Source organism: Allobosea sp. GW821-FHT03A12, assembly GCF_058986765.1.
On the sequence record NZ_JBYSVZ010000007.1, the window covers coordinates 245642 to 270202 of the forward strand.

23 protein-coding genes are annotated in these 24561 nt (G+C 67.3%); 12 read left to right on the forward strand and 11 right to left on the reverse strand.

Annotated elements, in window-relative coordinates:
* Positions 1-26 precede the first annotated feature (26 nt).
* Positions 27-1247 (forward strand): glutamine-hydrolyzing carbamoyl-phosphate synthase small subunit, encoded by a 1221-nt coding sequence (gene carA, locus AC3WLC_RS26440; RefSeq protein WP_493686875.1) that lies wholly within the window; start codon positions 27-29, stop codon positions 1245-1247.
* A gap of 185 nt (positions 1248-1432) precedes the next feature.
* Entirely contained in the window at positions 1433-2245 is an 813-nt protein-coding gene (locus AC3WLC_RS26445; protein WP_493686876.1) for a prephenate dehydrogenase/arogenate dehydrogenase family protein, read from the forward strand.
* Positions 2246-2379: 134 nt separating this feature from the next.
* Here AC3WLC_RS26445 and AC3WLC_RS26450 read toward each other — a convergent pair whose 3' ends face one another.
* Positions 2380-3312: a LysR substrate-binding domain-containing protein gene (locus AC3WLC_RS26450; RefSeq protein WP_493686877.1), complete on the reverse strand. Its 933-nt coding sequence runs from the start codon at positions 3310-3312 to the stop codon at positions 2380-2382.
* 92 nt (positions 3313-3404) lie between these two features.
* Here AC3WLC_RS26450 and AC3WLC_RS26455 point away from each other — a divergent pair, with 92 nt between their 5' ends.
* Both AC3WLC_RS26455 and AC3WLC_RS26460 read left to right on the forward strand, forming a co-directional pair.
* Positions 3405-4304: a DMT family transporter gene (locus AC3WLC_RS26455; RefSeq protein ID WP_493686878.1), complete on the forward strand. Its 900-nt coding sequence runs from the start codon at positions 3405-3407 to the stop codon at positions 4302-4304.
* Between the two features lie 384 nt (positions 4305-4688).
* Complete coding sequence (locus AC3WLC_RS26460; protein ID WP_493686879.1) at positions 4689-5024, forward strand: cupin domain-containing protein; 336 nt, start codon at positions 4689-4691, stop codon at positions 5022-5024.
* Positions 5025-5091: 67 nt separating this feature from the next.
* Here AC3WLC_RS26460 and AC3WLC_RS26465 read toward each other — a convergent pair whose 3' ends face one another.
* The 4 genes from AC3WLC_RS26465 to AC3WLC_RS26480 form a co-directional block, all read right to left on the reverse strand.
* Positions 5092-5583 (reverse strand): SRPBCC family protein, encoded by a 492-nt coding sequence (locus tag AC3WLC_RS26465; protein WP_493686880.1) that lies wholly within the window; start codon positions 5581-5583, stop codon positions 5092-5094.
* Entirely contained in the window at positions 5580-5951 is a 372-nt protein-coding gene (locus AC3WLC_RS26470; protein WP_493686881.1) for an ArsR/SmtB family transcription factor, read from the reverse strand. Before AC3WLC_RS26470 ends, AC3WLC_RS26465 begins: the two co-directional genes overlap by 4 nt.
* Positions 5952-6664: 713 nt before the next feature.
* Complete coding sequence (locus AC3WLC_RS26475; RefSeq protein WP_493686882.1) at positions 6665-7471, reverse strand: inositol monophosphatase family protein; 807 nt, start codon at positions 7469-7471, stop codon at positions 6665-6667.
* Positions 7472-7473: 2 nt separating this feature from the next.
* Positions 7474-8730, reverse strand: coding sequence for a class I SAM-dependent methyltransferase (locus AC3WLC_RS26480; protein WP_493686883.1), 1257 nt, complete (start codon positions 8728-8730; stop codon positions 7474-7476).
* Positions 8731-8876: 146 nt separating this feature from the next.
* On the opposite strand from AC3WLC_RS26480, the gene AC3WLC_RS26485 reads away from it, so the two are divergent.
* Entirely contained in the window at positions 8877-9590 is a 714-nt protein-coding gene (locus tag AC3WLC_RS26485; RefSeq protein WP_493686884.1) for a class I SAM-dependent methyltransferase, read from the forward strand.
* Positions 9587-10084 (forward strand): anthrone oxygenase family protein, encoded by a 498-nt coding sequence (locus tag AC3WLC_RS26490; RefSeq protein ID WP_493686885.1) that lies wholly within the window; start codon positions 9587-9589, stop codon positions 10082-10084. The genes AC3WLC_RS26485 and AC3WLC_RS26490 overlap by 4 nt, the downstream gene beginning before the upstream one ends.
* On the opposite strand, the gene AC3WLC_RS26495 is transcribed toward AC3WLC_RS26490, so the two are convergent.
* From AC3WLC_RS26495 to zigA, 3 genes are read right to left on the reverse strand one after another with little or no spacing between them, the layout of a single operon-like run.
* On the reverse strand, positions 10085-10489 hold the full coding sequence (locus AC3WLC_RS26495; protein ID WP_493686886.1) for a GtrA family protein: 405 nt from the start codon (positions 10487-10489) through the stop codon (positions 10085-10087).
* Between the two features lie 45 nt (positions 10490-10534).
* Positions 10535-11833, reverse strand: coding sequence for a YncE family protein (locus AC3WLC_RS26500; protein WP_493686887.1), 1299 nt, complete (start codon positions 11831-11833; stop codon positions 10535-10537).
* Positions 11834-11868: 35 nt separating this feature from the next.
* Positions 11869-13083: a zinc metallochaperone GTPase ZigA gene (gene zigA, locus AC3WLC_RS26505; RefSeq protein ID WP_493686888.1), complete on the reverse strand. Its 1215-nt coding sequence runs from the start codon at positions 13081-13083 to the stop codon at positions 11869-11871.
* A 143-nt stretch (positions 13084-13226) separates the two neighbouring features.
* Here zigA and AC3WLC_RS26510 point away from each other — a divergent pair, with 143 nt between their 5' ends.
* Positions 13227-14609 carry an amidohydrolase family protein gene (locus AC3WLC_RS26510; RefSeq protein WP_493686889.1) on the forward strand — a complete coding sequence of 461 codons (1383 nt, stop codon included), beginning with the start codon at positions 13227-13229 and terminating at the stop codon, positions 14607-14609.
* A gap of 1 nt (position 14610) precedes the next feature.
* Here the strand turns inward: AC3WLC_RS26510 and AC3WLC_RS26515 are convergent, their stop codons facing one another.
* Positions 14611-15495: a LysR family transcriptional regulator gene (locus AC3WLC_RS26515; RefSeq protein WP_493686890.1), complete on the reverse strand. Its 885-nt coding sequence runs from the start codon at positions 15493-15495 to the stop codon at positions 14611-14613.
* Positions 15496-15609: 114 nt separating this feature from the next.
* Here AC3WLC_RS26515 and AC3WLC_RS26520 point away from each other — a divergent pair, with 114 nt between their 5' ends.
* The gene (locus AC3WLC_RS26520) at positions 15610-16314 is read left to right on the forward strand and encodes an RraA family protein (RefSeq protein WP_493686891.1); all 705 of its coding nucleotides are present in this window, start codon (positions 15610-15612) and stop codon (positions 16312-16314) included.
* A 60-nt stretch (positions 16315-16374) separates the two neighbouring features.
* Entirely contained in the window at positions 16375-17349 is a 975-nt protein-coding gene (locus AC3WLC_RS26525) for a quinone oxidoreductase family protein (RefSeq protein WP_493686892.1), read from the forward strand.
* 22 nt (positions 17350-17371) lie between these two features.
* Here AC3WLC_RS26525 and AC3WLC_RS26530 read toward each other — a convergent pair whose 3' ends face one another.
* Complete coding sequence (locus tag AC3WLC_RS26530; RefSeq protein WP_493686893.1) at positions 17372-17755, reverse strand: ArsR/SmtB family transcription factor; 384 nt, start codon at positions 17753-17755, stop codon at positions 17372-17374.
* 101 nt (positions 17756-17856) lie between these two features.
* On the opposite strand from AC3WLC_RS26530, the gene AC3WLC_RS26535 reads away from it, so the two are divergent.
* A complete protein-coding gene (locus AC3WLC_RS26535; RefSeq protein ID WP_493686894.1) occupies positions 17857-19068 on the forward strand; it encodes an MFS transporter in 1212 nt (403 codons plus the stop codon).
* Between the two features lie 207 nt (positions 19069-19275).
* Here AC3WLC_RS26535 and AC3WLC_RS26540 read toward each other — a convergent pair whose 3' ends face one another.
* Positions 19276-20337 carry a methyltransferase domain-containing protein gene (locus AC3WLC_RS26540; RefSeq protein ID WP_493686895.1) on the reverse strand — a complete coding sequence of 354 codons (1062 nt, stop codon included), beginning with the start codon at positions 20335-20337 and terminating at the stop codon, positions 19276-19278.
* A 281-nt stretch (positions 20338-20618) separates the two neighbouring features.
* Between AC3WLC_RS26540 and carB the strand changes: the two genes are divergently transcribed.
* Positions 20619-23951, forward strand: coding sequence for a carbamoyl-phosphate synthase large subunit (carB, locus tag AC3WLC_RS26545; RefSeq protein WP_493686896.1), 3333 nt, complete (start codon positions 20619-20621; stop codon positions 23949-23951).
* Positions 23952-24054: 103 nt separating this feature from the next.
* Positions 24055-24528 (forward strand): transcription elongation factor GreA, encoded by a 474-nt coding sequence (greA, locus tag AC3WLC_RS26550; protein ID WP_346359866.1) that lies wholly within the window; start codon positions 24055-24057, stop codon positions 24526-24528.
* Positions 24529-24561 lie beyond the last annotated feature (33 nt).

Sequence of the window (24561 nt, forward strand, 5' to 3'; positions counted from 1 at the left end):
TCCAGCGGCCTGGACGAGACATAGACATGACCGCTCACGAAGGAAACCCCGCCTCCCAGGGCTGGCAAGACGGCTGGGTTGAGCCGCGCGCGACTGCCGTGCTGGTTCTGGCCGACGGCACCGTGCTGGAAGGCTTCGGCCTCGGCGCGATCGCACAGGCACCCGGCGAGGTCTGCTTCAACACGGCGATGACGGGGTATCAGGAAATCCTGACCGACCCGTCCTATGCCGGGCAGATCATCACCTTCACCTTCCCGCATATCGGCAATGTCGGCGTCAACGAAGAGGACACCGAGACGGTCAACGCCGCCGCCTCCTCCGGCGTGCGCGGCATCGTGCTGCATGCCGAGGTCACCCAGCCCTCGAACTGGCGCGCCGCCAAGCACCTCGACGCCTGGCTGAAGGCCCGCAACATCGTCGGCATCTGCGGCGTCGACACCCGCGCGCTGACAACGCTGATCCGCGAGAACGGCATGCCCAACGCCGTCATCGCCCATGATCCGGCTGGCGATTTCGATATCGAGGCCCTCAAGAAGGAGGCCGCCGCACTGCCCGACATGGCCGGGCTCGACCTCGTGCCGCTCGTCGCCGCGACTCAGCGCTATGACTGGGACGAGACGCCCTGGCAGTGGCCGCGCGGCTATGGCAAGCGCGAAGCTGCAGCGCATCGCGTCGTCGCCATCGACTATGGCGTGAAGCGCAACATCCTGCGGCTGCTGGCCAAGGCCGGCTGCGAGGTCGAGGTCGTGCCCTCGACCGCATCGGCCAAGGACATCCTCGCGCTCAACCCGGACGGCGTCTTCCTGTCGAACGGCCCGGGCGATCCGGCCGCGACCGGCGAATACGCCGTGCCGGTGATCAAGGAACTGCTCGACCGCAAGATCCCGACCTTCGGCATCTGCCTCGGCCACCAGATGCTGGCGCTCGCCATCGGCGGCCAGACCATGAAGATGAAGCAGGGCCATCACGGCGCCAATCATCCGGTCCAGGACAAGACCACCGGCAAGGTCGAGATCGTCTCGATGAACCACGGCTTCGCCGTCGACCCGGCGACGCTGCCGGCCAACGCGACCGAGACCCATGTCTCGCTCTTCGATGGCAGCAATTGCGGCATCGCCCTGAACGACCGCCCGGCCTTCAGCGTCCAGCATCACCCGGAAGCCTCGCCCGGCCCGCAGGACAGCCACTACCTCTTCACCCGCTTCGTCGAGCTGATGGAAGCGGAGAAGGCGAAGAAAGCCGCCTGAACCCGGCCATTGACAGCAAAGGTGGCGCGCGCTTTATGCGCGCCATGACCTTCGCCTGCCTGCTCGCCCGCAACTATTACGCCCCGTCCTCATAGAGGCGGTGGCATTCTCATGTCTCAACCGCCGCGCTGGCGGTTGAATTCAGGCAGTCACCCGGCATCGCGGCCCTCCCCAAGGAAAACGCGATGCTTGCCCCGAACAAAACCAATCCCTCCGTCGGCCTGATGGGCTTCGGCGCCTTCGGCCGCCTGATCGCCCGTCATCTCAAGCCGCATTGCCGCCTGCTGGCGTTCGACCCGGCATTGCTGGCCGATGCGGCCACAGGTGGCATCATCGCTGCCGATCCGGCGCAGATCGCCGCCTGCGACATCGTCATCCTCGCCGTGCCGGTGGCGGCGCTCTCGGAAGCGATCGCCACCTTGCGACCGCATCTGCGCGCCGGTGCGATCGTCGTCGATGTCGGCTCGGTCAAGATCGGCCCGGCCAGGACCATGCTCGCCGAGCTGCCCGATGACGTCGAGATCGTCGGCACCCACCCGCTTTTCGGACCGCAGAGCGGGCGCGACGGTATTGCCGGGCTCAAGATCGCGATCTGCCCGATCCGAGGCCCCAGCGCCTGGCGCATCGCCGCCTTCCTGCGCCGTCTGCTTGGTCTCAAGGTCATCATGACGACGCCGGAGGCGCATGACCGCGAGGCGGCGCTGGTCCAGGGCCTGACCCATCTCATCGCCAAGATCCTGGTCCAGATGGAGCCCTTGCCGCGCCGGATGACGACCGCGAGCTTCGATCTCCTGATGCGCGCGACCGAAATGGTCCGCTACGACTGGGCCGGCGTCTTCCTCGCCATCGAGCGCGCCAACCCGCATGCGAGGGAGGTGCGTAACCGCTTCTTTGCGTTGGCAGAGGAGATGCGGGCGCATCTCGACCGGGATAACGCTTCGTCCTTCGACCAGCGGAGCGCGAGAACCCCTCTCCTGGAAGGAGAGGGGCAGGGGTGAGGTGTTCGGACTGGAAACGTTGGCCCGAACCCGACCGCGCGGTGAGCCCTCGCGGAACTGGTCTGATTTCCCATACCTCACCCTGCCCTCTCCTTCCAGGAGAGGGTTCCCCGCGCCCTTCCGATCAACGGCCCCTAAGCCGCCTTCGCCTCGGTCCTCAGGAACCCCGCGAGCTTGCCTGCCGGCAGACCCGCCTCGTGCGCGATCCGCGTCGCCAGCGCCACCGCTGCCGGCCGTGGCTGGCCCAACGGCCGATCGAGCCAGTACGAGACCGGATTGAGCGCCGTGCGCTGGTCGACCCTGACGATCCGTCCGGCATCGACCTGCGCCTGCGCCAGCGGCGGGCGCGATAGCGCCACGCCGAGCCCGCTGGCGGCGGCGTCGAGCACGAGATTGTAGTCCTCGAAGCGCCGGTCGTGCTGGCGCGGCCGGAAATCCAGCCCCTGCGCATTGAACCAGGCCCGCCACCCCGCGGCGTCCGAATCATGGATCAGCGGCTGGTCGAGGAAGCGCTCCGGCCTGCCGTCACCGATCGCCTTGGCCAATTCGGGCGAGGCGACGGGATAGCACCACTCCTCGAACAGCTGCACCGAGACCCGGCCCGGCGTGCCGCCGCGGCCGCAGCGAATGGCGAGGTCGATCCCCTCCTCCTCGAGGTCGACCTTGCGATGGTCGACCTGCAGCATGATCCGCACGGCGGGATCGCCGCTCTCCAGAAGCTGCCAGCGTGGCATCAGCCAGAGCGAGCAGACCGACGGGGTCGCGCTGAAGCGCACCACCGCCGCCCCGCGCGGCTCGCTCCAGCGATCCGATGAATCGGCGAAGACCGAGAAGGCTTCCTGCGTGCGCTGGAACAGGCGCTGCCCCTCCGGCGTCAGCGCGACCCCGCGCGCCTGGCGCTCGAAGACGCGCAGGCCGAGCCAGTGCTCGAGCTTGGCGACCTGCCGCGAGACCGCGCCATGCGTCAGGTTCAGCGCCTCGGCCGCGGCCGAGAAACTGCCGGAGCGGGCGGCGGCCTCAAAGGCGCGCAACGTATCGAGTGGCGGAAGTGGCGAGCTGTGATCCATGCTCACAGCTCGTCATTGAATTACTCGTTTGTCAATCAGCTCGCCGAGGCGCTTATCGGAGGGGAACCGTCATCGCCTGAAAGAGGCCCGTCATGACAACCGTCCCCTCAGCCGCGCCTGCTCGGCCCGGCTCCGCCCTCGACGCCATGCTGCTCTTCACCATCCCCTTCACCGTGATCGCCTGGGCCTCCTCCTTCCCGGCGATCCGGGCCGGGCTCGCCGGCTTCGGCGCGCTCGAAATGGCGGCGCTGCGCTTTGCCATCGCCGGCGTCTTCGCCGCGCTCTTCCTGATCGTGACGCGGCCGAAGCTGCCCGAGCGCGCCGATATCTGGCGCTTTCTCACCGGCGGCATCGTCTTCATCGCGCTCTATGCGATCTTCCTCAATCTCGGCCAGCGCGTCGTCCCGGCGGGCGCGGCGAGCTTCATCATCAACACCAACCCGATCATGACGGCGGCGCTCGCCATGCTGGTCCTGAACGAGCGCTTCAGCGCCCTCGCCTGGGCCGGCACGGCGCTGGCCTTCGCCGGCATCGGCGTGATCGCCGTCGGCAACGGGCTCGACCTCAATATCGGCGTCAGCGTGCTGCTGATCCTCGGCGCCGCCCTGTGCAACTCGGTCTCGACCGTGGTGCAGAAGCCGCTCTTTTCCCGCCACAAGCCGCTCACCGTCGCGGCCTGGAACATGGCGATCGGCGGGCTCGCGCTCACGCCCTTCCTGCCCGGCGCGCTGGAGCAGTTGCCGGCTGCGCCCTCGCAGGCGATCTGGTCGGTGGTCTGGCTCGCCCTGGTCTCCAGCGTCGTCGCCTACGGCACCTGGGCGATCACCCTGTCGCGCCTGCCGGCCGCCCGCGCCGCCAATTTCCAGTACTGCGTGCCGCCGGCCGCGATGCTGATCAGCTTCCTCTGGCTCGGCGAGGTCCCGACCATGCTCGGCCTGGTCGGCGGCGACATGGCCCTGGCCGGCGTGGTCCTCGTCAACCTGAAGCGGTGAGACCAGCAGGCGCGGGATCCCCTCTCCTGGAAGGAGAGGGGTAGGGGTGAGGTGCTCGGAGCTGAATCGTGAGCTTCAACCCGACCGCGCGGTGAGCGCTCGCGGCACTGGTCCAACGGCCTACACCTCACCCTGCCCTCTCCTTCCAGGAGAGGGTTCCTCGCGCTCTTTCTCGTTCCGTCGCAGGTCAGCCTCCCCCAAAATCAGCTTCCGGAGCAGCCCCGCCAGCGCCTCTCGCTCCGACGCATCGAGCGGTTCGAGGAAAGCGAGTTCCCTCGCCGAGATATCTTGGCACAAAGATAATTATCTTGACGAGAAGATATCTCTCGGCTAGATATCTTTCTGTCAAGATAGTTCACGCCACGACCAGCCAGGGAGGCAGCTATGTTCAACGTCCTTCGGTCCGAAGATCAGCAGCGCGGCGCCAACCGCACGGTGCGTTTCGAAGGTGAGAAGCTCGGCGGCCCGGTCTCGTTCTTCATCGTCGACGCCGAGCCGGGCCAGGGCTCGATGCTGCATGTCCACCCCTATTCCGAGACCTGGATCGTCCGGAAGGGCGAGGCCGAGTTCACTGTCGGGGGCGAGAGGACGCGCGGCTATGCCGGCGACGTCGTCGTCGCCGCGCCCGACGTCCCGCATCGTTTCGAGAATGTCGGCGACGGCCGGCTGGAACTGATCTGCGTCCACCCGAACGGGCGGATCCTGCAGCAGAACCTCTGATCCTCACTGAGCTGCCATCATACCCAAAGGCGATGCGCCAGATACCGGCGCATCGCTTTCTCGCTCCTCAGCCCTGCAAGCGCCCGGCCTTGATGTACTCGACCATCTGGCTGACGACCGTGCCCCAGCCCTCGTGGAAGCCCATCTCTTCGTGCTGCTTGCGGCTGGCATCGCTGCCATGGATGGCGACGGCCCGGTAATGCGTGCCGTTGCCGTCCCTGGCGAGATCAAGGATGGCGGTGAAGAACGGGTTCGGCGAAGGCCGATAACCGCCGAGGAGCGTGTCCGTCATGACCAGCCGCTCCAGCGGCTTCACCTCGAGATAGCACTGGGTGTTGGCGAATTCCTGGCCCTCGGGCGAGCGCATGGTGAAGTTGATCGCGCCGCCGGGACGCAGGTCGAGGTCCAAGGCGGAGATCGCCCACGGCTTGGGCGCGAACCAGTTGCGCAGGTGCTCCGGCGTCGTCCAGGCACGCCAGACCAGCTCGACCGGGACGTCGAGCTTGCGTTCGAGCACAAGGTCGAGCTCGGGATTGATCGTGATCGCAGGCAAGGTCATTTGTTCTCTTCCTCCTTCAGGCTCATGACATAGGCGTCGAAGCGGTCGAGCCGGCGCGCCCAGACATTGCGTTGGCGCCCGAGCCAGTCCTCGGCGAGCTTCAGCTGATCGGCGGCCAGCTCGTAGGTCCTGACGCGCCCGGCCTTGTGCGAGCGCACCAGGCCGCTGGTTTCGAGCACCTTCAGATGCTCGACGAAGGACGGGAGCGCCATCTTGTAGGGCGCGGCGAGCTCGCTCACCGAAGCCGGCCGCGCGGTCAGGCGCTCCAGCACATTGCGCCGCGTCGGATCCGACAGAGCCCGGAAGATCTGGTCCACGATGACGGCATTGGCCGCCTGTGGCGCGTTGGATCCGATGTGCGGTGTCATGGTGTCCCCTCTCGGCCCCTTCGCCGGCGGCATCGATAGCTGGACTCAATACTTAGGTCAATTCCTTAGTTTTTTTGAGATGCGGGTGCAGCGCTTCGCTTCGACATAGGTCCAGGGAGCCGCACCGCAGAACCCCTCTCCTGGAAGGAGAGGGGCAGGGGTGAGGTGCTCGGAGCGGAATCGTTGGCCTGAACCAGACCGCGCGGTCAGCGCTCGCGCAGCTGGTCGAACCGCCTACACCTCACCCTACCCTCTCCTTACAGGAGAGGGTTCCCCGCGCCCTTGCTTCACACGGAGCGGTCCCAAGGCGGGGACAGATCCCCAATCGATCCCCGCCCCCGAAACCTGGCTTATGCTTCTCCCCGTCCCGCCCGAACCGAGGGGGCTTCGCGAGGCATCATGAGGCCGGGCGGGAGAGCGGTGTCCGTGGCGAATGGACTGTTGCGGGTCCAAAGTAGCTGCGGAGGGTGATCGTCGTTCGGGACATGCGGTCCCGGTCCCGCCGGACATAAACAGATGACGAGAGCTCACAAGAGAACCGCGCGCGGGGTTCGGGCAGTGGCCAGTGGCGCTGCCTCGACATCATCGACATCGACATTCGGCACGCAGCCGTCGACTGCGACGCCGCCCGACCCCGCGCCCTCCCTCGGATGGCGGTTCCCTCGAAACCTCGCGGCGGAAGCCGGCGGGGCGCTTTTTCTCGTCAGCCCGTCTCAGCCCTCGGCGAACAGCCGCCGCTGCAACTCGTCCCACAGCTCGGGCGTCTGCGCCGCCAGGATGCCGAAGCCCGGCTCGGCCGGCTTGTATGGGCTGCCATCGAACCGCGCCGCCCGGCCACCGGCCTCTTCGAGGAAGAGCGTGCCCGGCGCATGGTCCCAGGGCAATCCGCGCCAGAACACCACGAAGTTCTGCTCGCCGCGCACGATCGCCGGGTATTCCTCGCCGGCACAGTGCATCCCCGGCGTGATGGCAAGGTCCCGGCCATTGGCCTGCACTCGTGCCGAGGTCTCGGCCGGCAGGAAGCGGGTCAGCACGCCGCCGCGAAGTTCATTCCACTGCGGTGACCTCCCCACCCTGACCCGCTCGCCATCGAGCCAGGCGCCCGAACCGCGCTCGGCGACATGCAGTGCCCCGGTCGCCGGGCTCAGCATCCAGGACACGACGGGCTCGCCCTCGCGCAGCAGCGCCACCATCATCGAGAAGCACGGGCTGCCCTTGACGAAATTGGCGGTGCCGTCGACGGGGTCGACGACGAAGACCGTGCCCTCGCCCAGCCCCTGTAGCAACTCGGGCTGCGCCGAGACCGCCTCCTCGCCGATCACCCGCGATCCCGGCAGCAGCTCAGGGAGCCGGAGATTGAGCAGCCGCTCCGCCTCCTCATCGGCGATGGTGACCTCTTCGCCCGGCGATTTCATCCGGACTTCCGTCTCGCTCAGCTTCCGGAAGCGCGGCATCACCACCTCGGCCGCGACCTCGCGCAGCAGGTCCGAGACCTGCTCGATCAGCTCCTGCCCCGCCATCGTCAGAAGCCCCGCTTTTCCAGCTCGGCTTCGGCGTCGGTGATGTAGTCCCGGATCACCGGCACGGCGCTCTTGTGCGGACCGAGCAGCAATTGGAAGACCATGTCGCCGCCGATGTCGAAGGAGATCGAGCAGGCGGAGAGGTAGAACTCCCACATCCTGGCGAAGCGCTCGCCCAGCATCGTCACCACCTCCGGCCGGTGCGCCATGAAGCGTTCGCGCCAGGCTTCCAGCGTCCAGTGATAGTGCCGCCGCCAGAACTCGCAGTCGGAATGCCAGAGTCCGGTCTGCTCGACCGCGGCGAACACCTCCGACAGCGCCGGGGCATAGCCGCCGGGGAAGATGTACTTGTCGAAGAACGGGCCGGTGAAGCCGGGCGGGCCGACGCGGCCGATGCAGTGGACCAGCGCGATCCCGTCGGGCGTGAGCAGGTCGCGGATCTTCTCGAAATATTCGAGGTAATGCGCGACGCCGACATGCTCCATCATGCCGACCGAGACGACGCGGTCGAAGCTCCCGGTCAGCTCGCGGTAGTCCTTGTTGATGAAGCTGACCGCATCGCCGACGCCGGCGGCTTCGGCGCGCTTCTGCGCCGCCGCCATCTGGTCGGGTGAGACGTTGAGCCCGGTCACCTTGGCGCCGCAGGCCCGGGCGAGATAGATCGAGAGCTCGCCCCAGCCCGAGCCGATATCGAGCACGCGCATCCCGGGCTCGATCTTCAGCTTGGCGGCGAGATGGCGGAGCTTGGCTTTCTGCGCGTTCTCCAATCCGACGTCAGGAGAATGCCAATAAGCACAGGAATAGGTCATCGTCTCGTCGAGCCAGAGCCGATAGAACTCGGTCGGGATATCGTAGTGGTGCTTGACCTTCTTGCCGGCGACGCCGAGCGGGTTGTGCATCCGCCAGCGCCGGATCTTGAAGCGTATCTTGCGGATCGCCGCCTGCAGCGGGTGCTTGCGCAGTTCACCGCGCTGGATCCAGAACAGCGTCAGGAGGTCATGGATGGTCGAGCCGTCCTCGAACTCGATCCGCTGGTCCATATAACCTTCGGCCAGCGCCAGCTCGGGATTGAGGAAGAGCTCGCGCTCGATCTTGCTATCCTTGAAGCGCACCGTCACCTCGCCGGCGACGACGGGCTTGCCGGCGAAGACGAATTCGGTCCGCCCCGGCCCGAAGACATGCCGCTGCCCGTCCGGCGCGATCACGGTCAGCCGGCCCTTGCGGATCGAACGCTTCAGCAGTTTCGGCAACAGCAACATGGTCGGGCAGGCTCCGGTCGGTCGCACGCAAGCTATTGGCTCGCCTGCCGTGCCGTAAACCCCGCCTGCAATCAACCTGCTCTGCACACACGCCGCGGCCATGCTAGAGGCTGAAGGCGAAGGCGCCCCCTCGAAACGGAGACCCGATGTCCTGGCGTGATTTCTGGAACGGCGAGCACGCGATCTACGTCTCGGATCGCCACAAGGCCCTGCATTACCGCCGCATCGCGCAGGATATCGCCGCCGCCGTCCCCTCCAGGGACGCAAGCGTGCTCGATGTCGGCTGCGGCGAAGCGCTCTCGGCCGATCTCGTCGCCGCGGCGAGTGGCAAGTTGATCCTCTGCGAGGCAGCGCCGACCGTCCGCGAGAAACTGAGGGCCCGCTTCGGCGCGCTCGCCAATCTCTCGGTCGTCTCGCCGGAGGAGGTCGAGGCGCTGGCCGATGATTCGCTCGATCTCGTCGTCGCCAATTCGCTGATCCAGTATCTGAGCGAAGACGAGCTGAAGCGGGCGCTGGCGATCTGGCTCACCAAGCTCAAGCCCGGCGGCGAGCTCATCCTCGCCGACGTCATCCCGCCCGATCTCTCGGCGCTGACCGACGCGACCGAACTGCTCGGCTTCGCCTGGCGCGGCGGCTTCTTCGTCGCGGCGCTCGGCGGCCTCGTCCGGACCGTCTTCTCAGACTATCGCAAGCTGCGCGCCCAATACGGCCTCTCGACCTACAGCGCCGTCGGCATCTCCGCGCTGATCGAGGCGGTCGGTTTCAAGGGCGTCACACGCCGTACCAATTTCGGCCATAACCCGCATCGCATGGCCTTCTCGGCACGCAAGCCACTGGCAGCGGAGACTCCTGTGCCATGACCTCGCTCGCGCTCGCTCTCACCGTCGTCACATTGGCTCTGGCCGGCGCCATGGCCGGCTTCTTCTATGCCTATTCGATGTCGGTGATGTGGGCGCTCGACGCGGTCGATCCGAAGGCTGCGATCGCGTCGATGCAAAGCATCAACATCGTCGTCCGCAACGCCATCTTCTTCCCGGCCTTCTTCGGCATGCCGGTTGTTGCGCTGGTGGCGGCCGGGCTCTGGTGGAAGGCGGGCGCCGGACAGGTCGCGCTGCTGCTGGCGCTCGCCGCGGTTGTCTATCTCGTCGGCACCTTCCTCCTCACCATCGTCGCCAATGTGCCGATGAACGAGACGCTCGCCATCGCGACGATCCCGGCCGATCCCGAGGCCGCGCGGACGCTGTGGCAGAACTATTCCCGCCCGTGGACGCTGTGGAACCATGTCCGCACGGTCGCGAGCTTTGCGAGTCTGCTGCTGGTCGGCTGGGCGCTCTACGCCGCCGGGCAGGCCTGATCAGGCGCCTTCGCGATCGGCGAAGGAGAAGAATTTGTGCCCTGCGAAGGTGAAGACCATCACGATCAGCGTGGTGACGACCTGCATCGGCAGATAGGGCAGTCCGGCGACCTTGACGAAGAGGTGCATCAGCACGCCGGTGAGCAGGAAGCCGCCGAAGGCGATCAGGCTAAAGCGCCAGCTCGCCTCGCCATGGCTCCGCGTCGCCTCGAAGGTCAGCCAGCGGTTCAGCGCGTAGGAGACGACGCCGCCGAGCACGAAGCCGGCGAGCGAGGCGGCAACCGGATCGGCCCCGCCGAGCTCGACCAGGCCGATCAGCAATCCGTAATGCGCGACCGCCGCCATCACGCCCGAAAAGGCATAGGCGATGACCTGGCGCGTGTGGCGGGGAAGGCGGTTCAGCATCCGGGATGCCTATACCCCGGATGCTGAACGGAAGCCTACGGCCAATCAGCCCGCGTCGCTGCCGGCGAGATTGGCCGGCATGCCTTCGACCGGCAGGTCGAGCGCCTGCTTCAGCGTCTCGAGATTGTACTCGCGGATGCGACCGTTCGTGGGGTCGCTGACATAGGCGCTGCCACCGACCACGGCGAGCGAGGGCGTCGGGGTCTTGGCGCCGTACTGGCAATCGAAGGCCGGCACGGCGTCGAAGCTAGCGAGCTCCTTCCAGGCGGCAACGTCATAGACCCGCAGCTTGCCGTCCGGCGTCAGATTGGCGAGCCGCCGGCCATTGGCGGAGAGCTCGAACAGGCAGGCCGACTGGCCGCCCGGCACCGGCAGGACATCTGCTATGGTCAGCGACTTGGCAGTCGGGTCGACCCTGAGCAGCCCGTCATAGGGCGAGGTCTTGCCGTAATTGGCGACCATGAACTTGGCGCCGGCCCTGGCCTTGATCGCACTGATCCGGCGCTCGTCGGGATAGGCGAGCTTGTGCGCGCTGAACTTCGCCCCGGCCTGCGACAGCACCAGCATGCCGCCGCCCTCGCCCTCGGCGCAGCCGAAGACATGGCGGCCATCGGCAGCGGCATGGCCGTGGTAGAGCTTGCAGGAGGCGTCGGGCTTGGCCGGGTCGTTGAAGGAGGCGAGCTTCGCCCAGCCACCCTTGGTCCAATCGAGGATCTCGAACCCGTCAGGCCGCGACGAAGCGCTCTTGTCCTCGCCCTTCACATAGACAGGGTTCGGCACCGACATCAGCCAGCGCCCCTCGCCGAGCGGCACGACGATGCCGTGCTGCGGCCCCGGGCTCGGCCACTCCGTCAGCGCCGGCTTGTCCTTGGAAAGGTCGTTGATCGCGACCAGCACCGCCTTCGCCGTGCTCTGCCCGTCCCAGGGGCGGATGCCGTCATAGAACAGCGCGAGCTGGCCATGGCCCGAGATGACATGGGCCGGCTTCTGGCCGGTCAGCACGAGGTCGGTAAGCTTCACCGGCCCCTTCTCGACGTCGTTGTGGTCGCCATGCGATTCGATCGTCAGGCCGGTATCGAGGAAGCGGAGCGTGCCGGCATCGTCGCCGGTCTTGATCACGACGAAGCGGCCGCCCTGCGCGGTGGCGAAACCGGGATTGGCCTTAGGGACGTCGAAGCTGTGCGTCACCTCGCCGGTATCGAGATCGAGCACGCGCACGACCGGTTTCTCATGATCGGCGAAGACCAGCCGGCCGCGCAGCACGGCGTGATCATGGGCAAAGGCGGGCAAGCTCGACAGCACGGCCGAAACGGCGAGCGTAGACAACAGGGAAAGCGGACGCATAGCAGTCTCCAAGACGGATGGTAAGGAACGAGGTCTCAGGCGGCGGTGGCGCGGCGCCAGGCCGGGAACGGGTCGGGCAGATCGCGATAGCGCTCAGGCTTGAAGGCGATGGTCGGGGTCTCGCCGAGCAGGCAGGCATCAAGCCCGGCGCGGATCGCCCCCTCGTCCATGCCGGCACCGATGAAGACCAGCTCCTGCCGGCGATCGCCCCAGACCGAGTGCCAGTGCCGGTTCAGGATCGCCTTCCATTCGGGGTGATCGGGCCAGCGCGGGCGCGGCACGGCAGCCCACCAGAAACCCATCGCCTCGGTCCGGCAGATGCTGCCTGCGAGCGACATCTCACCGACCCATTCCGGCCGGGTCGCCAGCCAGAAATGGCCCTTGGCCCGGATCAGCCCCGGCCAGATCCGGGCGAGGAAGGCGTTGAACTTTTCCGGATGGAACGGCCGGCGCGCCCGGTAGACGAAGGAGGAAATGCCGTATTCCTCGGTCTCCGGCACATGGTCTTTGAAGCCGTAGAGCTCCTTGTGCCAGAGCGGGTGCTGCTGCGCCTTCTCATGGTCGAACAGGCCGGTATCGAGAATCTGATCGAGCGAAGCCTGACCGAAGTCGACCTCGATCAGCCGCGCATCCGGATTGAGCGCCCGGATCACCAGCCTGGCCTGCGCCACCGCCTCCGGCCCGGCATCGCCGACCTTGTTGAGCACGACGACATCGGCGAACTCGATCTGCTCGACCAGGAGATCGACCAGCGTGCGCTCATCGCCCTCCCCGGCCGTCTCGCCGCGCTCGCGCAGGAAGTCGCGCGAGCCATAGTCCTTGAGCAGATTCACCGCATCGACCACCGTCACCATGGTGTCGAGCCGGGCGAGATCGGAGAGCGAGAAGCCGTCCTCGTCGCGGAACTCGAAGGTCGCGGCGATCGGCAGCGGCTCGGCGATGCCCGTGCCCTCGATCAGCAGGTAGTCGAAGCGCCCGTCGCGGGCGAGCCGGCCGACCTCGGCCAGGAGATCGTCGCGCAAGGTGCAACAGATGCAGCCATTGCTCATCTCGACCAGCTTCTCGTCGGTGCGCGAGAGATCGCCGCCGCCGGACCGGACGAGGTCGGCATCGATGTTCACCTCGCTCATGTCGTTGACGATGACCGCGACCTTGCGGCCCTCGCGGTTGTTGAGGACGTGGTTGAGCAGCGTCGTCTTGCCGGCGCCGAGAAAGCCGGAAAGCACGGTGACGGGAAGGCGGCCATCCATCTCGGATCTCATATTTTGTTACGTTGTAACATTTCATAGCGAGAGCAAATCACCGACGCAAGGCTGCCGTGCAGGCTCGTCGCTGGCCTTCCACAGAGCGCGCCCTAAGCTCGCCCTCCCACCCCGATGCAGGAGCCCGCGCCATGATCGAGATCGACCTGCTGGTGCGCGCCGAATTCCTCTATCCGGTCAGCCCCGGAATGCCGGTGATCCCCGATGGCGAGGTCGCGATCGCCGGCGGACGCATCCTCCATGCCGGCGCGCGCCAGCCGGAGGGGCATTGGGCGCCGGCCCGCACCATCGATGGCGCCGGCCGCGCCGTGCTGCCCGGCTTCGTCAACTGCCATTCGCATGCGGCCTCGCTGGTCTTCCGCAGCCAGACCGACGACCACGCCGCCAAGGCGGCGCTGCTCGAAGTCGCCTTCCGGATGGAGAAGGACATCACGGAGGACGAATGGGCGCTGCTGGCGCAGGCCGGCTGCGCCGACATGCTCCAGTCGGGCATCACCACGATCAACGACATCTGGTACGCGCCGCACCGGCTCGCCGAGACGGTCGAGGCCTGCGGCCTGCGCGCCCAGATCGCCCACAAGGTCTTCGATGTCCGCCTGCACGAGCTCTGGCGCGGCGACTACACGCATCATCCGGATATCGGTGAAGAGCGCCTGCGCGATGGCGTCGCCTTCGCCGAGCGCTGGCACGGCGCTGCCGATGGCCGCATCACCGCGCGCATCGGCACGCACGCCACCGATACCTGCTCGGCCGACCTCTTGCGCACCGCTCGCGCCGAGGCCAACCGGCTCGGCATCGGCATGCACATCCACGCCGCCCAGAGCGTCGCCGAGGTCGAGCAGATCAAGGCGGCCCATGGTTGCGGCCCGGTCGAGTTCCTCAAGGATGTCGGCATGCTCGGGCCAGATGTCGTGCTCGCCCATCTCGTCTTCGCCGGCACCGGCGATCTCGATGCCGTCCAGCAGAGCGGCGCGGCCTACGCGCATTGCCCGACGATCTATCCGCGCCGCGGCCGCTATCCGCCGCTCGAAGACATCATGGCGCGCGGCATTCCGACCGGCTTCGCCACCGACTGGATGCTGAACGACCCGTTCGAGGGCATGCGCAACGCCCTCAACGCCATGCGCCTGCGCCTGGGCAGCCCGACCGCCCTCACCTGCGCGCAGGCGCTGGAACTCCACACGATCGGCGCGGCCCGGGTCATGGGCCTGCAGGACGAGATCGGCTCGCTGGAGCCGGGCAAGAAAGCCGACCTGATCATGGTCGACATCGACCGCCCGCACCTCCAGCCCTATTACGGCGACTACGCTGCGCTGGTCTACTACGCCCGGGCGAGCGACGTGGTGACCAGCATCGTCGACGGCATGATCGTCGTGGAAGATGGCCGCCCGACCCGCCTCGACCGCGAGCGGACGATGGCGCGGGTCAGGGAGAAAGTACCGGGCTGGCGCGGAAAGCTGGCGGCGCTCGGCAGCCGCGCGGTGTTCGGGCCAGGGTGTCCGTGCTGCGGCTGATCTAGCCTGCCGCAGCCGCCGGTTCCGCGACCAGCCTGCGGACGACGTCGGTCGCGATCTCCAGCAAAGCTCCAGCCGCTGGCGTACGCGCTCCCGATGCCAGCAGCCGCACCTCGATCGGCGGCAGCTCCGGCAGGCCGTGCTCGGCGGCGACATCGCGAACCGCGCCCGGCAGGCGGTGGCGGGTCCGGACCGAGACGCCATGCCCCGCCCCGAGAGCGGCCCACAGGCCCGGCAGGCTCGGCGTGGTCAGCGCCATCCGCCAGCGCAGACGCTGGCGGTCAAGGGTCTGGAGCGCGGTCTGCCGGAACAGGCAGGGATGGTCGAACAGCACGAGCGGCAGCTCGGCAGTGCCGGGCGGGGGCATGGTCTCAGCCGCCAGCCAGACCAGTGGCAGCGTCGCGACATGCGCGCCGGCCGTCGATGAACCCGCCTTGAAGAAGGCGAGCGCAACATCGAGCCGGCCGGCCTGGACTTCCTCCTCCAGCGCGTAGTTGCGACCGGCGCGAACCTCGACATGCGAGTTCGGGCGCTGCCGCGAGAACAGCCCCAGCACCTCCGGCATCACGTCCTCGAAGAAGTCCTGCGGCAGGCCGAGGCGCACGGTCGCCGCGCCCGCGCTGTTGCCGACGGCTGCCGCGGCCTCGTCGTTCAGCGCGATGATCTGGCGGGCATAGCTCAGCAGCGCTTCGCCGGCCTCGGTCGGCACCAGCCCGCGCCCGTCGCGCCGGAACAGCGGGCGCCGCGCCTGCTCCTCCAGCTTCTTGAGCTGCATGCTGACCGCCGATTGCGACCGGCCGAGCTGGGTCGCAGCGCGCGCGAAGCTGCCGAGTTCGACCCCGACCACCATGGTCCGCAGCGCGTCCATATCGAAATTCGCCGACATCGACCCGAATTCCTGAAGTCAGACTTACAATCATTTCGTTATTCGAAATGATCCTGCATTGCTAGCCTCCTGTCCAGCGGCCTTGCGGCCTGACCAGACCCTGGAGGGCAGCCAATGAAGTCCGATCTGATCGAGCAGTTGAAGACGCTCACCACGCCGCATCTGGCGGATGGCTGCCTGCGCTGCGGTGTGCCGATCCGGTTCGCACCCGCCGGACTGCGACCGCTTTCGTCAGACATGGAAGTGCGTGGCCGGGCCCGCCCCGTCCGCCATGTCGGCAGCATCGACGTCTTCTTCGAGCTGCTCGAGCACGCCGCGCCCGGTGAGGTGATCGTCATCGACAATGGCGGGCGCCTCGACGAGGCCTGCATCGGCGACATCGTCGCGATCGAGGCCAAGGCGGCAGGCATCGCCGGCTTCGTGATCTGGGGCCTGCATCGCGACAACCGCGAGCTCGCCGAGCTCGGCCTGCCGGTCTTCAGCCTCGGCGCGCTGCCGACGGGGCCGCAGCGCCTGCATCCGCGGCCGCACGATCTGTTCCAACAGGCTCAGGTCGGTCAGCACGGCATCACCGAGACCGACTATGTCGCCGCCGACAGCAATGGCGTGCTGTTCCTGCCCGAGAGCCGGATCAAGGACATCGTCACGGCTGCGACCGGCTATCGCGAGACCGAGGCGCGCCAGCTCGCGGCGATGCGCAATGGTCGCAGCTATCGCAGCCAGACGCGCTTCGACCAGTACCTGGCGACGCGGGCGCAGGACCCGGCCTACGGCTTCCGCCAGCATCTCAAGGACATCGAGGCCGCCGGCGAGGTCTGAAGCGCCTCGCCCATCACGACGCCTGCGGCATGTCGGCCGCCTCCATCACGAGACATCGCAATGACCAAGCAGATCCGCATCCACGAGAATGGCGGCCCCGAAGTGCTGCGTTATGAAGACGCCGCGCTCGGCGACCCCGGACCGGGCCAGGTCCGCCTGCGCCAGACAGCCGTCGGCCTCAACTTCATCGACGTCTACCAGCGCAGCGGCCTCTATCCACTGCCTCTGCCGAGCGGCATCGGCCTGGAGGGAGCGGGCACCGTCGAGGCGGTCGGCGACGGCGTTGCCAATCTGCGGCCCGGCGATCGCATCGCCTATGCCGGCGGCCCGCCCGGCGCCTATGCCGAAGCGCGCATCATGCCCGCCGCCCCGCTGGTCAAGCTGCCCGACGCGATAAAGGACGAGCAGGCCGCGGCGATGATGCTGCAGGGCCTGACGGCCTATTACCTGATCCATCGGACCTATCGCGCCAAGCTCGGTGATACCGTGCTTTTGCATGCCGCGGCCGGCGGCGTCGGGCTGATCGCCTGCCAATGGCTCAGCGCGCTCGGCGTCACCGTGATTGGCACTGTCGGCAGCGAGGAGAAGGCGGCGCTGGCGCGCGCCCATGGCTGTGCCCACACGATCCTCTATCGTGAGGAGAATATCGCCGAGCGAATCCGCGCCATCACGGGCGGCGCCGGTGTTCCCATCGTCTTCGACTCGGTCGGCAAGGACACCTGGGAGGCGTCGCTCGACAGCCTGAGCCCGCTCGGCCTGATGGTCAGCTACGGCAATGCCTCGGGAGCGGTTCCGCCCTTCGCCGTCGGCCAGCTCGCCAGCAAGGGCTCGCTGTTCGTGACGCGGCCTACGCTCGCGACCTACATGGCCAAGCGCGAGGACCTCGAAACCGCCGCCAACGCGCTGTTCACCGTCGTCGCCGACGGCACGGTCAAGATCGCAGCGCTGCAATCCTACCCGCTCGCCGATGCCGCGCAGGCGCATCGCGACCTCGAGGCTCGCAAGACCTCCGGCTCGACCATCCTGATCCCGTAACGTCGACCTGCCGGCCGCGTGATCAGACGTCTAGCTTGATCCGCGGCACCGACGGGTCGCGCCGCGCCGTCTCGATCACGCTGTCGAGCAGGCCGGGAAAACGCCGGTTGAAATCCTCGCGGCGGATGCTGAGGAAGCGCACCGTCCCTTCCGCCCGCGAGCGTGTGATCCCCGCCTCGCGCAATTTGGCGAAATGGTAGGACAGCAGCGAGGGCGAGGCGAGCTCGGTGAAGGCGCCGCAGCGCGCCTTGTCGACCTCGTCGCAGTCGGCGAGCGTGACCAGGATGCCGAGCCGGATCGGATCGCCCAGCGCCGCGAACACGTCGGCCGGCAGGACGTCCTCGATCTCTGGGTGGAAGAGCTGCTTCATCACCTCCGGCTTAATTGCATCGGCCGCTCCTGACAAGTTTCAATGATCCTTGAATTTAGGATTGACTCATGGTCGGCCGGCGCCCATGATTCAACTATCATTGAAATAGCCGGCAACTCCCCACGGAGCACATTGCCATGGACATCCGTCTCCTCCTGCTGGCCGGCGGCGCCTTCGCCATCGGCACCGGCAGCCTTGTCATCACCGGCATCCTGCCCAATCTCGCCGCCGCCTTCGGCGTCAGCGTCGATACGGCCGGCCTGCTGATCTCGATCTTCGCCATCGCCTATGCCATCGGCTCGCCGGTGCTCTCGACGCTGTTCGGCAATCTCGACCGCAAGCTCGTGCTGGTCGGCTCGCTCACCGTCTTCACGCTGGCCAATCTCGTCGCCGCCTTCACCACCGACTTCACCTGGCTGATGCTGGCGCGCATCGTCATGGCGCTCGGCTCCGGCGTGTTCATGCCGGCTGCGAACGCCGTCGCCGTCGCTTTGGCGCCGCCCGATCGCCGCGCCCGCGCCATCGCGCTGGTCACTGGCGGCATGACCGTTTCGCTGATCCTCGGCGTGCCGCTCGGCACCGCCGTCGCCACGCTCGGCTGGCACTTCGCCTTCCTCGTCGTGGCGCTGTTCGGCGCGATTGCCCTTGCCGGCCTGCTGCTCAAGATGCCGTCCGGCCTGCCGCGCGGCGCCAACACGCTCGCCGAACGGCTGCAGGTCGCGCGCCGCGGCGACGTGCTGCTGGCGCTCGGCACCACAGCGCTTTGGACAACCGGCGCCTTCACGCTCTACACCTATGTTGCGCCCTTCCTCTCGGCCCATGCCGGCATCTCCGGCCATTGGCTCAGCGCGACGCTGGTGCTGACCGGCATCGGCTCGGCGCTGGGCAACCAGCTCGGCGGCCAGGCCAGCGACCGCTTCGGCCCCGTGCCGACACTGACCTTCGTGCTCAGCCTGCTCGCAGCCTCGCTCGCCGCCGCCTCGCTGGTCGCGGTGACGCTGCCGCCGACCGTCGCGATTGTTGTGCTGCCGGTGGTCCTGATGATCTGGAGCGGCGCCGGCTGGGCCGGCCATCCCTCGCAGATGTCGCGGCTCGCCGCGATGGCGCCGGACGCCGTCGTGGTCGCGCTCTCGCTCAACGCCTCGGCGCTCTATATCGGCATCGCCGCCGGCGCCGCGCTCGGCCAGCAGGTGCTCCGTCACGGCGCTTCCTGGCAGCTCGGCTTCGTCGGAGCCGCCTGCGAACTCGGCGCGCTCGGCCTGCTGCTGATCGCGACGCAGCGGCGCAAGGCGGCAGCGCGCAAGGCCGCCCGCGTCAGCGAGGTTGCGGTCGCTCCAACTGCGCGGTGAGCGGGAAACCCCTCCCCCTTGTAGGGAGGGGCATGGGTGGGGGCGAAAAGTCAGAGCCCTGGCTCGGCGAGCTTGCCAACTCGACTAAACAAGCAACCTTGCGCCCGGTCGTTCGCCCCCATCCCCAACCATTCCCCACAAGGGGGAAGGGAGGAGCGCGTACCTGCACCCGCTCGCCTCATGGCGGGCGGGTTTTGCCATCCCCGCTCAGGCGCGGACCTCGAACACCATGTTGAACGGCGTCTCGGTGGCGCGGCGGAACCGGGTGAAGCCGGCGTCGAGCGCGACCTTGCGCAAGCGCAGCTCGCCGGCCTGCGCGCCCAGCCCCAATCCGACCTCCTGCGCCATCGAAGCCGGCGTGCAGATCATCGTCGAGGCCCCGTAGAAGATCCGGCCGACCGGGTTGAGGTTCTGCTTGAGATTGTCGTGCGCGAACGGCTCGACGATCATCCAGGTGCCGCCCTCGGCCAGAGTTTCCCTGACATGGCGGCCGGCGCCGACCGGATCGCCCATGTCGTGCAGGCAGTCGAACATCGCGACGAGATCATAGCCCGCCGCCGGGAAGTCCTTGGCGCTCGCGCGTTCGAAGGTGATGCGGTCGCCGACCCCGGCCTTCTCCGCCGCCTCCCTGCCCTTCTCGATCGAGGGGCCGTGATAGTCGAAGGCGTAGAAGCGCGACTTCGGATAGGCCTGCGCCATCAGGATAGTCGAGGCGCCATGGCCGCAGCCGACATCGGCGACGACCGCTCCCGCCTCGAGCTTGGCCTGGACGCCATCCAGCGCCGGAATCCAGCTGCTCACCAGATTGGTGTTGTAGCCCGGCCGGAAGAAGCGCTCAGTGCCACGGAACAGGCAGTTGCTGTGCTCGTGCCAGCCGAGGCCCGCGCCGGTCCTGAAGGCATTCTCGACCTTGGGCTCGTCGACCCACATCGACTGGACGATCTCGAAGGCGCCGGCGAAGAAGGCCGGGCTGCCCTCCTCGGCGAAGGCCATGGCCTGCTCCGGCGACAGGCTGAAGCTGTCGCTGCCCTCGTCATAGTCGACATATTCGGCGGCAGCCTGGGCCGAGAGCCATTCGCGGACATAACGCTCCTTGAGGCCGGTCTTGCCGGCGAGCTCCGCAGCGGTGACCGGCTTGCCATCGGCCATCGCCTTGTAGAGGCCGAGCTGATCGCCGAGGACGATCAGCGAGCCGGTGACGCAGGCTCCGACGTCCCCGACGAGACGTCCTACCAAGGCATCCAGCTTTTGCGGGTCGGATTCACGCATGGCCAAGCTCCTCTGGTTGGGGAGGGCGTGGCCGGGCCCGACGCGAACCGGCTCGACGCCATCGCGGAAACCGATGCTATACCTCGCTCGAAGGGGCTCAACTGCGCAAAGGGAGAGTTTCGTTCGCCTGTGCGCGCATGACAGGAAGAAGCGCTTTCCGCTTCCCCCCGCCGCCTCGCCCGTCTATAGCGAGCGCCTAGCATTCATCTTTGGGCGCTCGCTGGCCTCCGCTCCTTGCGATCGGATGGGCCCTGCGCGCCCGCACGGAACCGGTCGAGACCATGCCCAAGCGCACAGACATCAAGACGATCCTGATCATCGGCGCGGGCCCCATCATCATCGGCCAGGCCTGCGAGTTCGACTATTCCGGCACCCAGGCCTGCAAGACGCTGAAGGCCGAAGGCTATCGCATCGTCCTGGTCAACTCGAACCCGGCGACGATCATGACCGATCCGGAGCTGGCCGACGCGACCTATGTCGAGCCGATCACGCCCGAGGTCGTTGCCAAGATCATCGAGAAGGAACGCAATGTCTTAGCCGGCGGCTTTGCCCTGCTGCCGACCATGGGCGGCCAGACTGCGCTGAACTGCGCCCTCTCGCTGCAGAAGATGGGCGTGCTGGAGAAGTTCGACGTCGAGATGATCGGCGCCACCGCCGACGCGATCGACAAGGCCGAGGATCGCGAGCGCTTCCGCGAGGCGATGACCAAGATCGGCCTCTCGACCCCGCGCTCGCACCACGTCAAGACGCTCGGCGCGGCGCTGGAAGCGCTGGAGGATATCGGCCTGCCGACGATCATCCGCCCCTCCTTCACCATGGGCGGCACCGGCGGCGGCATCGCCTACAACAAGAGCGAGTTCATCGAGATCTGCGAGCGTGGCATCGACGCCTCGCCGACCAGCGAAATCCTGATCGAGGAGAGCGTCCTCGGCTGGAAGGAGTACGAGATGGAGGTCGTCCGCGATAAGGCGGACAACTGCATCATCGTCTGCTCGATCGAGAATCTCGACCCGATGGGCGTCCACACCGGCGATTCGATCACTGTCGCCCCGGCGCTGACGCTGACCGACAAGGAATACCAGATCATGCGCGACGCCTCGCTGGCGGTGCTGCGCGAGATCGGCGTCGAGACCGGCGGCTCGAACGTGCAGTTCGCCGTCGATCCCGAGACCGGCCGGATGATCGTCATCGAGATGAACCCGCGCGTCTCGCGTTCCTCGGCGCTGGCGTCGAAGGCGACCGGCTTCCCGATCGCCAAGGTCGCGGCGCGCCTCGCCGTCGGCTACACGCTCGACGAGATCGAGAACGACATCACCGGCGGCGCCACCCCGGCCTCGTTCGAGCCGACCATCGACTATGTCGTCACCAAGATCCCGCGCTTCGCCTTCGAGAAGTTCCCCGGCTCCGAGCCGACGCTGACCACCGCGATGAAGTCGGTCGGCGAAGCCATGGCGATCGGCCGCACCTTCCAGGAATCGCTGCAGAAGGCGCTGCGCTCGCTGGAGACCGGCCTCGACGGGCTCGACGAGATCGAGATCGAGGGCCTCGGCCAGGGCGACGACAGGAACGCGATCAAGGCGGCGCTCTCGACCCCGACGCCGGACCGCATCCTCCAGATCGGCCAGGCGATGCGCGCCGGTTTCACCGACGAGCAGATCCATGAGAGCTGCAAGGTCGACCCCTGGTTCCTCGAGCAGATGCGCGGCATCGTCGACGCCGAGCAGAAGGTCCGCAAATACGGCCTGCCGCAGACCCCGATCGCCTTCCGCCAGCTCAAGGCGATGGGCTTCTCCGACAAGCGCCTCGCTGCCGTCTCCGGCAAGAGTGAAGCCGAGGTCCGAACGCTGCGCCGCTCGCTGAAGGTCCGCCCGGTCTACAAGCGCATCGACACCTGCGCCGCCGAGTTCGCCTCGCCGACCGCCTATATGTACTCGACCTACGCCATGCCGTTCGCCGGCGCGCCCGCCGACGAGGCCAAGCCGTCGGACGCCAAGAAGGTCGTCATCCTCGGCGGCGGGCCGAACCGCATCGGCCAGGGCATCGAGTTCGACTATTGCTGCTGCCATGCCTGCTACGCCCTGCGTGACGCCGGCTACGAGACCATCATGGTCAACTGCAATCCCGAGACGGTCTCGACCGACTACGACACCTCGGACCGGCTCTATTTCGAGCCGCTGACCGCCGAGGACGTGCTCGAGATCCTCGAGACCGAGAAGCAGGCCGGCACGCTCCACGGCGTCATCGTCCAGTTCGGCGGCCAGACCCCGCTGAAGCTGGCGCATGCGCTGGAAGAGGCCGGCATCCCGATCCTCGGCACGACGCCGGATGCGATCGACCTCGCCGAGGACCGCGACCGGTTTAAGCGCTTGCTCGACAAGCTTCACCTCAAGCAGCCGAAGAACGGCATCGCCTATTCGGTCGAGCAGTCGCGCCTGATCGCGGCCGAGCTCGGCCTGCCCTTCGTGGTGCGCCCGTCCTATGTGCTCGGCGGCCGCGCCATGGCGATCATCCGCGACGAGGTGATGTTCGAGGACTACCTGCTCGGCACCCTGCCCTCGCTGATCCCCTCCGAGGTCAAGGCCAAGTACCCGAACGACAAGACCGGCCAGATCAACACGGTGCTCGGCAAGAACCCGCTGCTGTTCGACCGTTATCTCTCAGATGCGATCGAGGTCGACGTCGACTGCCTCTGCGACGGCAAGGACGCCTTCATCGCCGGCATCATGGAGCATATCGAGGAGGCCGGCATCCATTCCGGCGATTCGGCCTGCTCGCTGCCGCCGCGCTCGCTCTCGCCCGAGCTGATCGCCGAGCTGGAGCGCCAGAGCAAGGCGATGGCGCTCGCCCTCGATGTCGGCGGCCTGATGAACGTGCAGTACGCCATCAAGGACGGCGAGATCTATGTGCTCGAGGTCAATCCGCGGGCCTCGCGCACCGTGCCCTTCGTCGCCAAGGTCATCGGCAAGCCGATCGCCAAGATCGCGGCGCGGCTGATGGCCGGCGAGAAGCTCGCCAGCTTCGGCCTCAAGCAGGAGAAGCTCGACCATGTCGGCGTGAAGGAGGCCGTATTCCCCTTCGCCCGCTTCCCCGGCGTCGACGTCCTGCTCGGGCCGGAGATGCGCTCGACCGGCGAGGTCATCGGCCTCGACCGCTCCTTCGACGTCGCCTTCGCTAAGAGCCAGCTCGGCGCCGGCTCGAAGGTGCCGGTCAAGGGCACGGTCTTCGTCTCGGTGCGTGACGAGGACAAGCCGCGCATCCTGCCCTCCATGGCGATCCTGGCCGAGCTTGGCTTCCAGATCGTCGCGACCGGCGGCACGCTGCGCCTGCTCCAGGACAACGGCATCCGCGCCAGCAAGATCAACAAGGTGCTGGAAGGCCGCCCGCACGTCGTCGATGCGATCAAGAACGGCGAGATTCAGCTCGTCTTCAACACCACCGACGGTCCACAGGCGCTGGCGGACTCGCGCTCGCTGCGCCGGGCGGCCCTCTTGCACAAGGTGCCCTATTATACCACCTTGGCCGGAGCGATCGCCGCGGCGGAGGGCATCAAGGCCTATTGCAGCGGCGATCTCGAAGTGAGGTCGCTGCAATCCTATTTCGCCCGCGCCGCCTGACCGGCTGCGCGGCGAAGTAGTTTTCCGACGATCGGGAGCGATTCGGGCGCGTTGGCCTTAAGCTGGCGCGTGACCGATCGCTTTTCATAACTGGGACGGAACGATGGACAAGGTTCCCATGACGGCCGGCGGTTTCGCGGCCCTGGAAGTCGAGTTGAAGCAGCGCCAGCAGGTCGAGCGCCCGCGTATCATCACGGCGATCGCCGAAGCGCGCGCGCTGGGCGATCTCTCGGAGAACGCCGAATACCATGCCGCCAAGGAGGCCCAGTCGCTGAACGAGGGCCGCATCATGGAGCTGGAATCGCTGATCGGCCGCGCCGACATCATCGATGTCAGCAAGCTCGGCGGCGACACTATCAAGTTCGGCGCGACCGTCACCCTGATCGACGACGACACCGAGGAGAAGAAGCTCTACCAGATCGTCGGCGAGCCGGAATCGGATGTGAAGTCCGGCAAGGTCTCGATCGGCTCGCCGATCGCGCGTGCCCTGATCGGCAAGAAGGTCGGCGATTCCGTCCAGGTCAACACGCCCGGCGGCGGCAAGTCCTACGAGGTCGTTAACGTCGCCTTCCGCTAAGCGAGCGGAGCGACTTGGCCAGCCCGGCGGCAG

Bases quoted from the DNA above. Each gene is read 5' to 3' on its own strand.
- AC3WLC_RS26510 (WP_493686889.1), top strand. From the start codon at position 13,227: ATGATCGAGATCGACCTGCTGGTGCGCGCCGAATTCCTCTATCCGGTC.
- AC3WLC_RS26535 (WP_493686894.1), top strand. From the start codon at position 17,857: ATGGACATCCGTCTCCTCCTGCTGGCCGGCGGCGCCTTCGCCATCGGC.
- zigA (WP_493686888.1), bottom strand. From the start codon at position 13,083: ATGGATGGCCGCCTTCCCGTCACCGTGCTTTCCGGCTTTCTCGGCGCC.
- AC3WLC_RS26485 (WP_493686884.1), top strand. From the start codon at position 8,877: ATGTCCTGGCGTGATTTCTGGAACGGCGAGCACGCGATCTACGTCTCG.
- AC3WLC_RS26540 (WP_493686895.1), bottom strand. From the start codon at position 20,337: ATGCGTGAATCCGACCCGCAAAAGCTGGATGCCTTGGTAGGACGTCTC.
- carA (WP_493686875.1), top strand. From the start codon at position 27: ATGACCGCTCACGAAGGAAACCCCGCCTCCCAGGGCTGGCAAGACGGC.
- AC3WLC_RS26500 (WP_493686887.1), bottom strand. From the start codon at position 11,833: ATGCGTCCGCTTTCCCTGTTGTCTACGCTCGCCGTTTCGGCCGTGCTG.
- AC3WLC_RS26515 (WP_493686890.1), bottom strand. From the start codon at position 15,495: ATGTCGGCGAATTTCGATATGGACGCGCTGCGGACCATGGTGGTCGGG.
- AC3WLC_RS26520 (WP_493686891.1), top strand. From the start codon at position 15,610: ATGAAGTCCGATCTGATCGAGCAGTTGAAGACGCTCACCACGCCGCAT.
- greA (WP_346359866.1), top strand. From the start codon at position 24,055: ATGGACAAGGTTCCCATGACGGCCGGCGGTTTCGCGGCCCTGGAAGTC.
- carB (WP_493686896.1), top strand. From the start codon at position 20,619: ATGCCCAAGCGCACAGACATCAAGACGATCCTGATCATCGGCGCGGGC.
- AC3WLC_RS26525 (WP_493686892.1), top strand. From the start codon at position 16,375: ATGACCAAGCAGATCCGCATCCACGAGAATGGCGGCCCCGAAGTGCTG.
- AC3WLC_RS26490 (WP_493686885.1), top strand. From the start codon at position 9,587: ATGACCTCGCTCGCGCTCGCTCTCACCGTCGTCACATTGGCTCTGGCC.
- AC3WLC_RS26495 (WP_493686886.1), bottom strand. From the start codon at position 10,489: ATGCTGAACCGCCTTCCCCGCCACACGCGCCAGGTCATCGCCTATGCC.
- AC3WLC_RS26450 (WP_493686877.1), bottom strand. From the start codon at position 3,312: ATGGATCACAGCTCGCCACTTCCGCCACTCGATACGTTGCGCGCCTTT.
- AC3WLC_RS26455 (WP_493686878.1), top strand. From the start codon at position 3,405: ATGACAACCGTCCCCTCAGCCGCGCCTGCTCGGCCCGGCTCCGCCCTC.
- AC3WLC_RS26445 (WP_493686876.1), top strand. From the start codon at position 1,433: ATGCTTGCCCCGAACAAAACCAATCCCTCCGTCGGCCTGATGGGCTTC.
- AC3WLC_RS26460 (WP_493686879.1), top strand. From the start codon at position 4,689: ATGTTCAACGTCCTTCGGTCCGAAGATCAGCAGCGCGGCGCCAACCGC.
- AC3WLC_RS26475 (WP_493686882.1), bottom strand. From the start codon at position 7,471: ATGGCGGGGCAGGAGCTGATCGAGCAGGTCTCGGACCTGCTGCGCGAG.
- AC3WLC_RS26470 (WP_493686881.1), bottom strand. From the start codon at position 5,951: ATGACACCGCACATCGGATCCAACGCGCCACAGGCGGCCAATGCCGTC.
- AC3WLC_RS26480 (WP_493686883.1), bottom strand. From the start codon at position 8,730: ATGTTGCTGTTGCCGAAACTGCTGAAGCGTTCGATCCGCAAGGGCCGG.
- AC3WLC_RS26465 (WP_493686880.1), bottom strand. From the start codon at position 5,583: ATGACCTTGCCTGCGATCACGATCAATCCCGAGCTCGACCTTGTGCTC.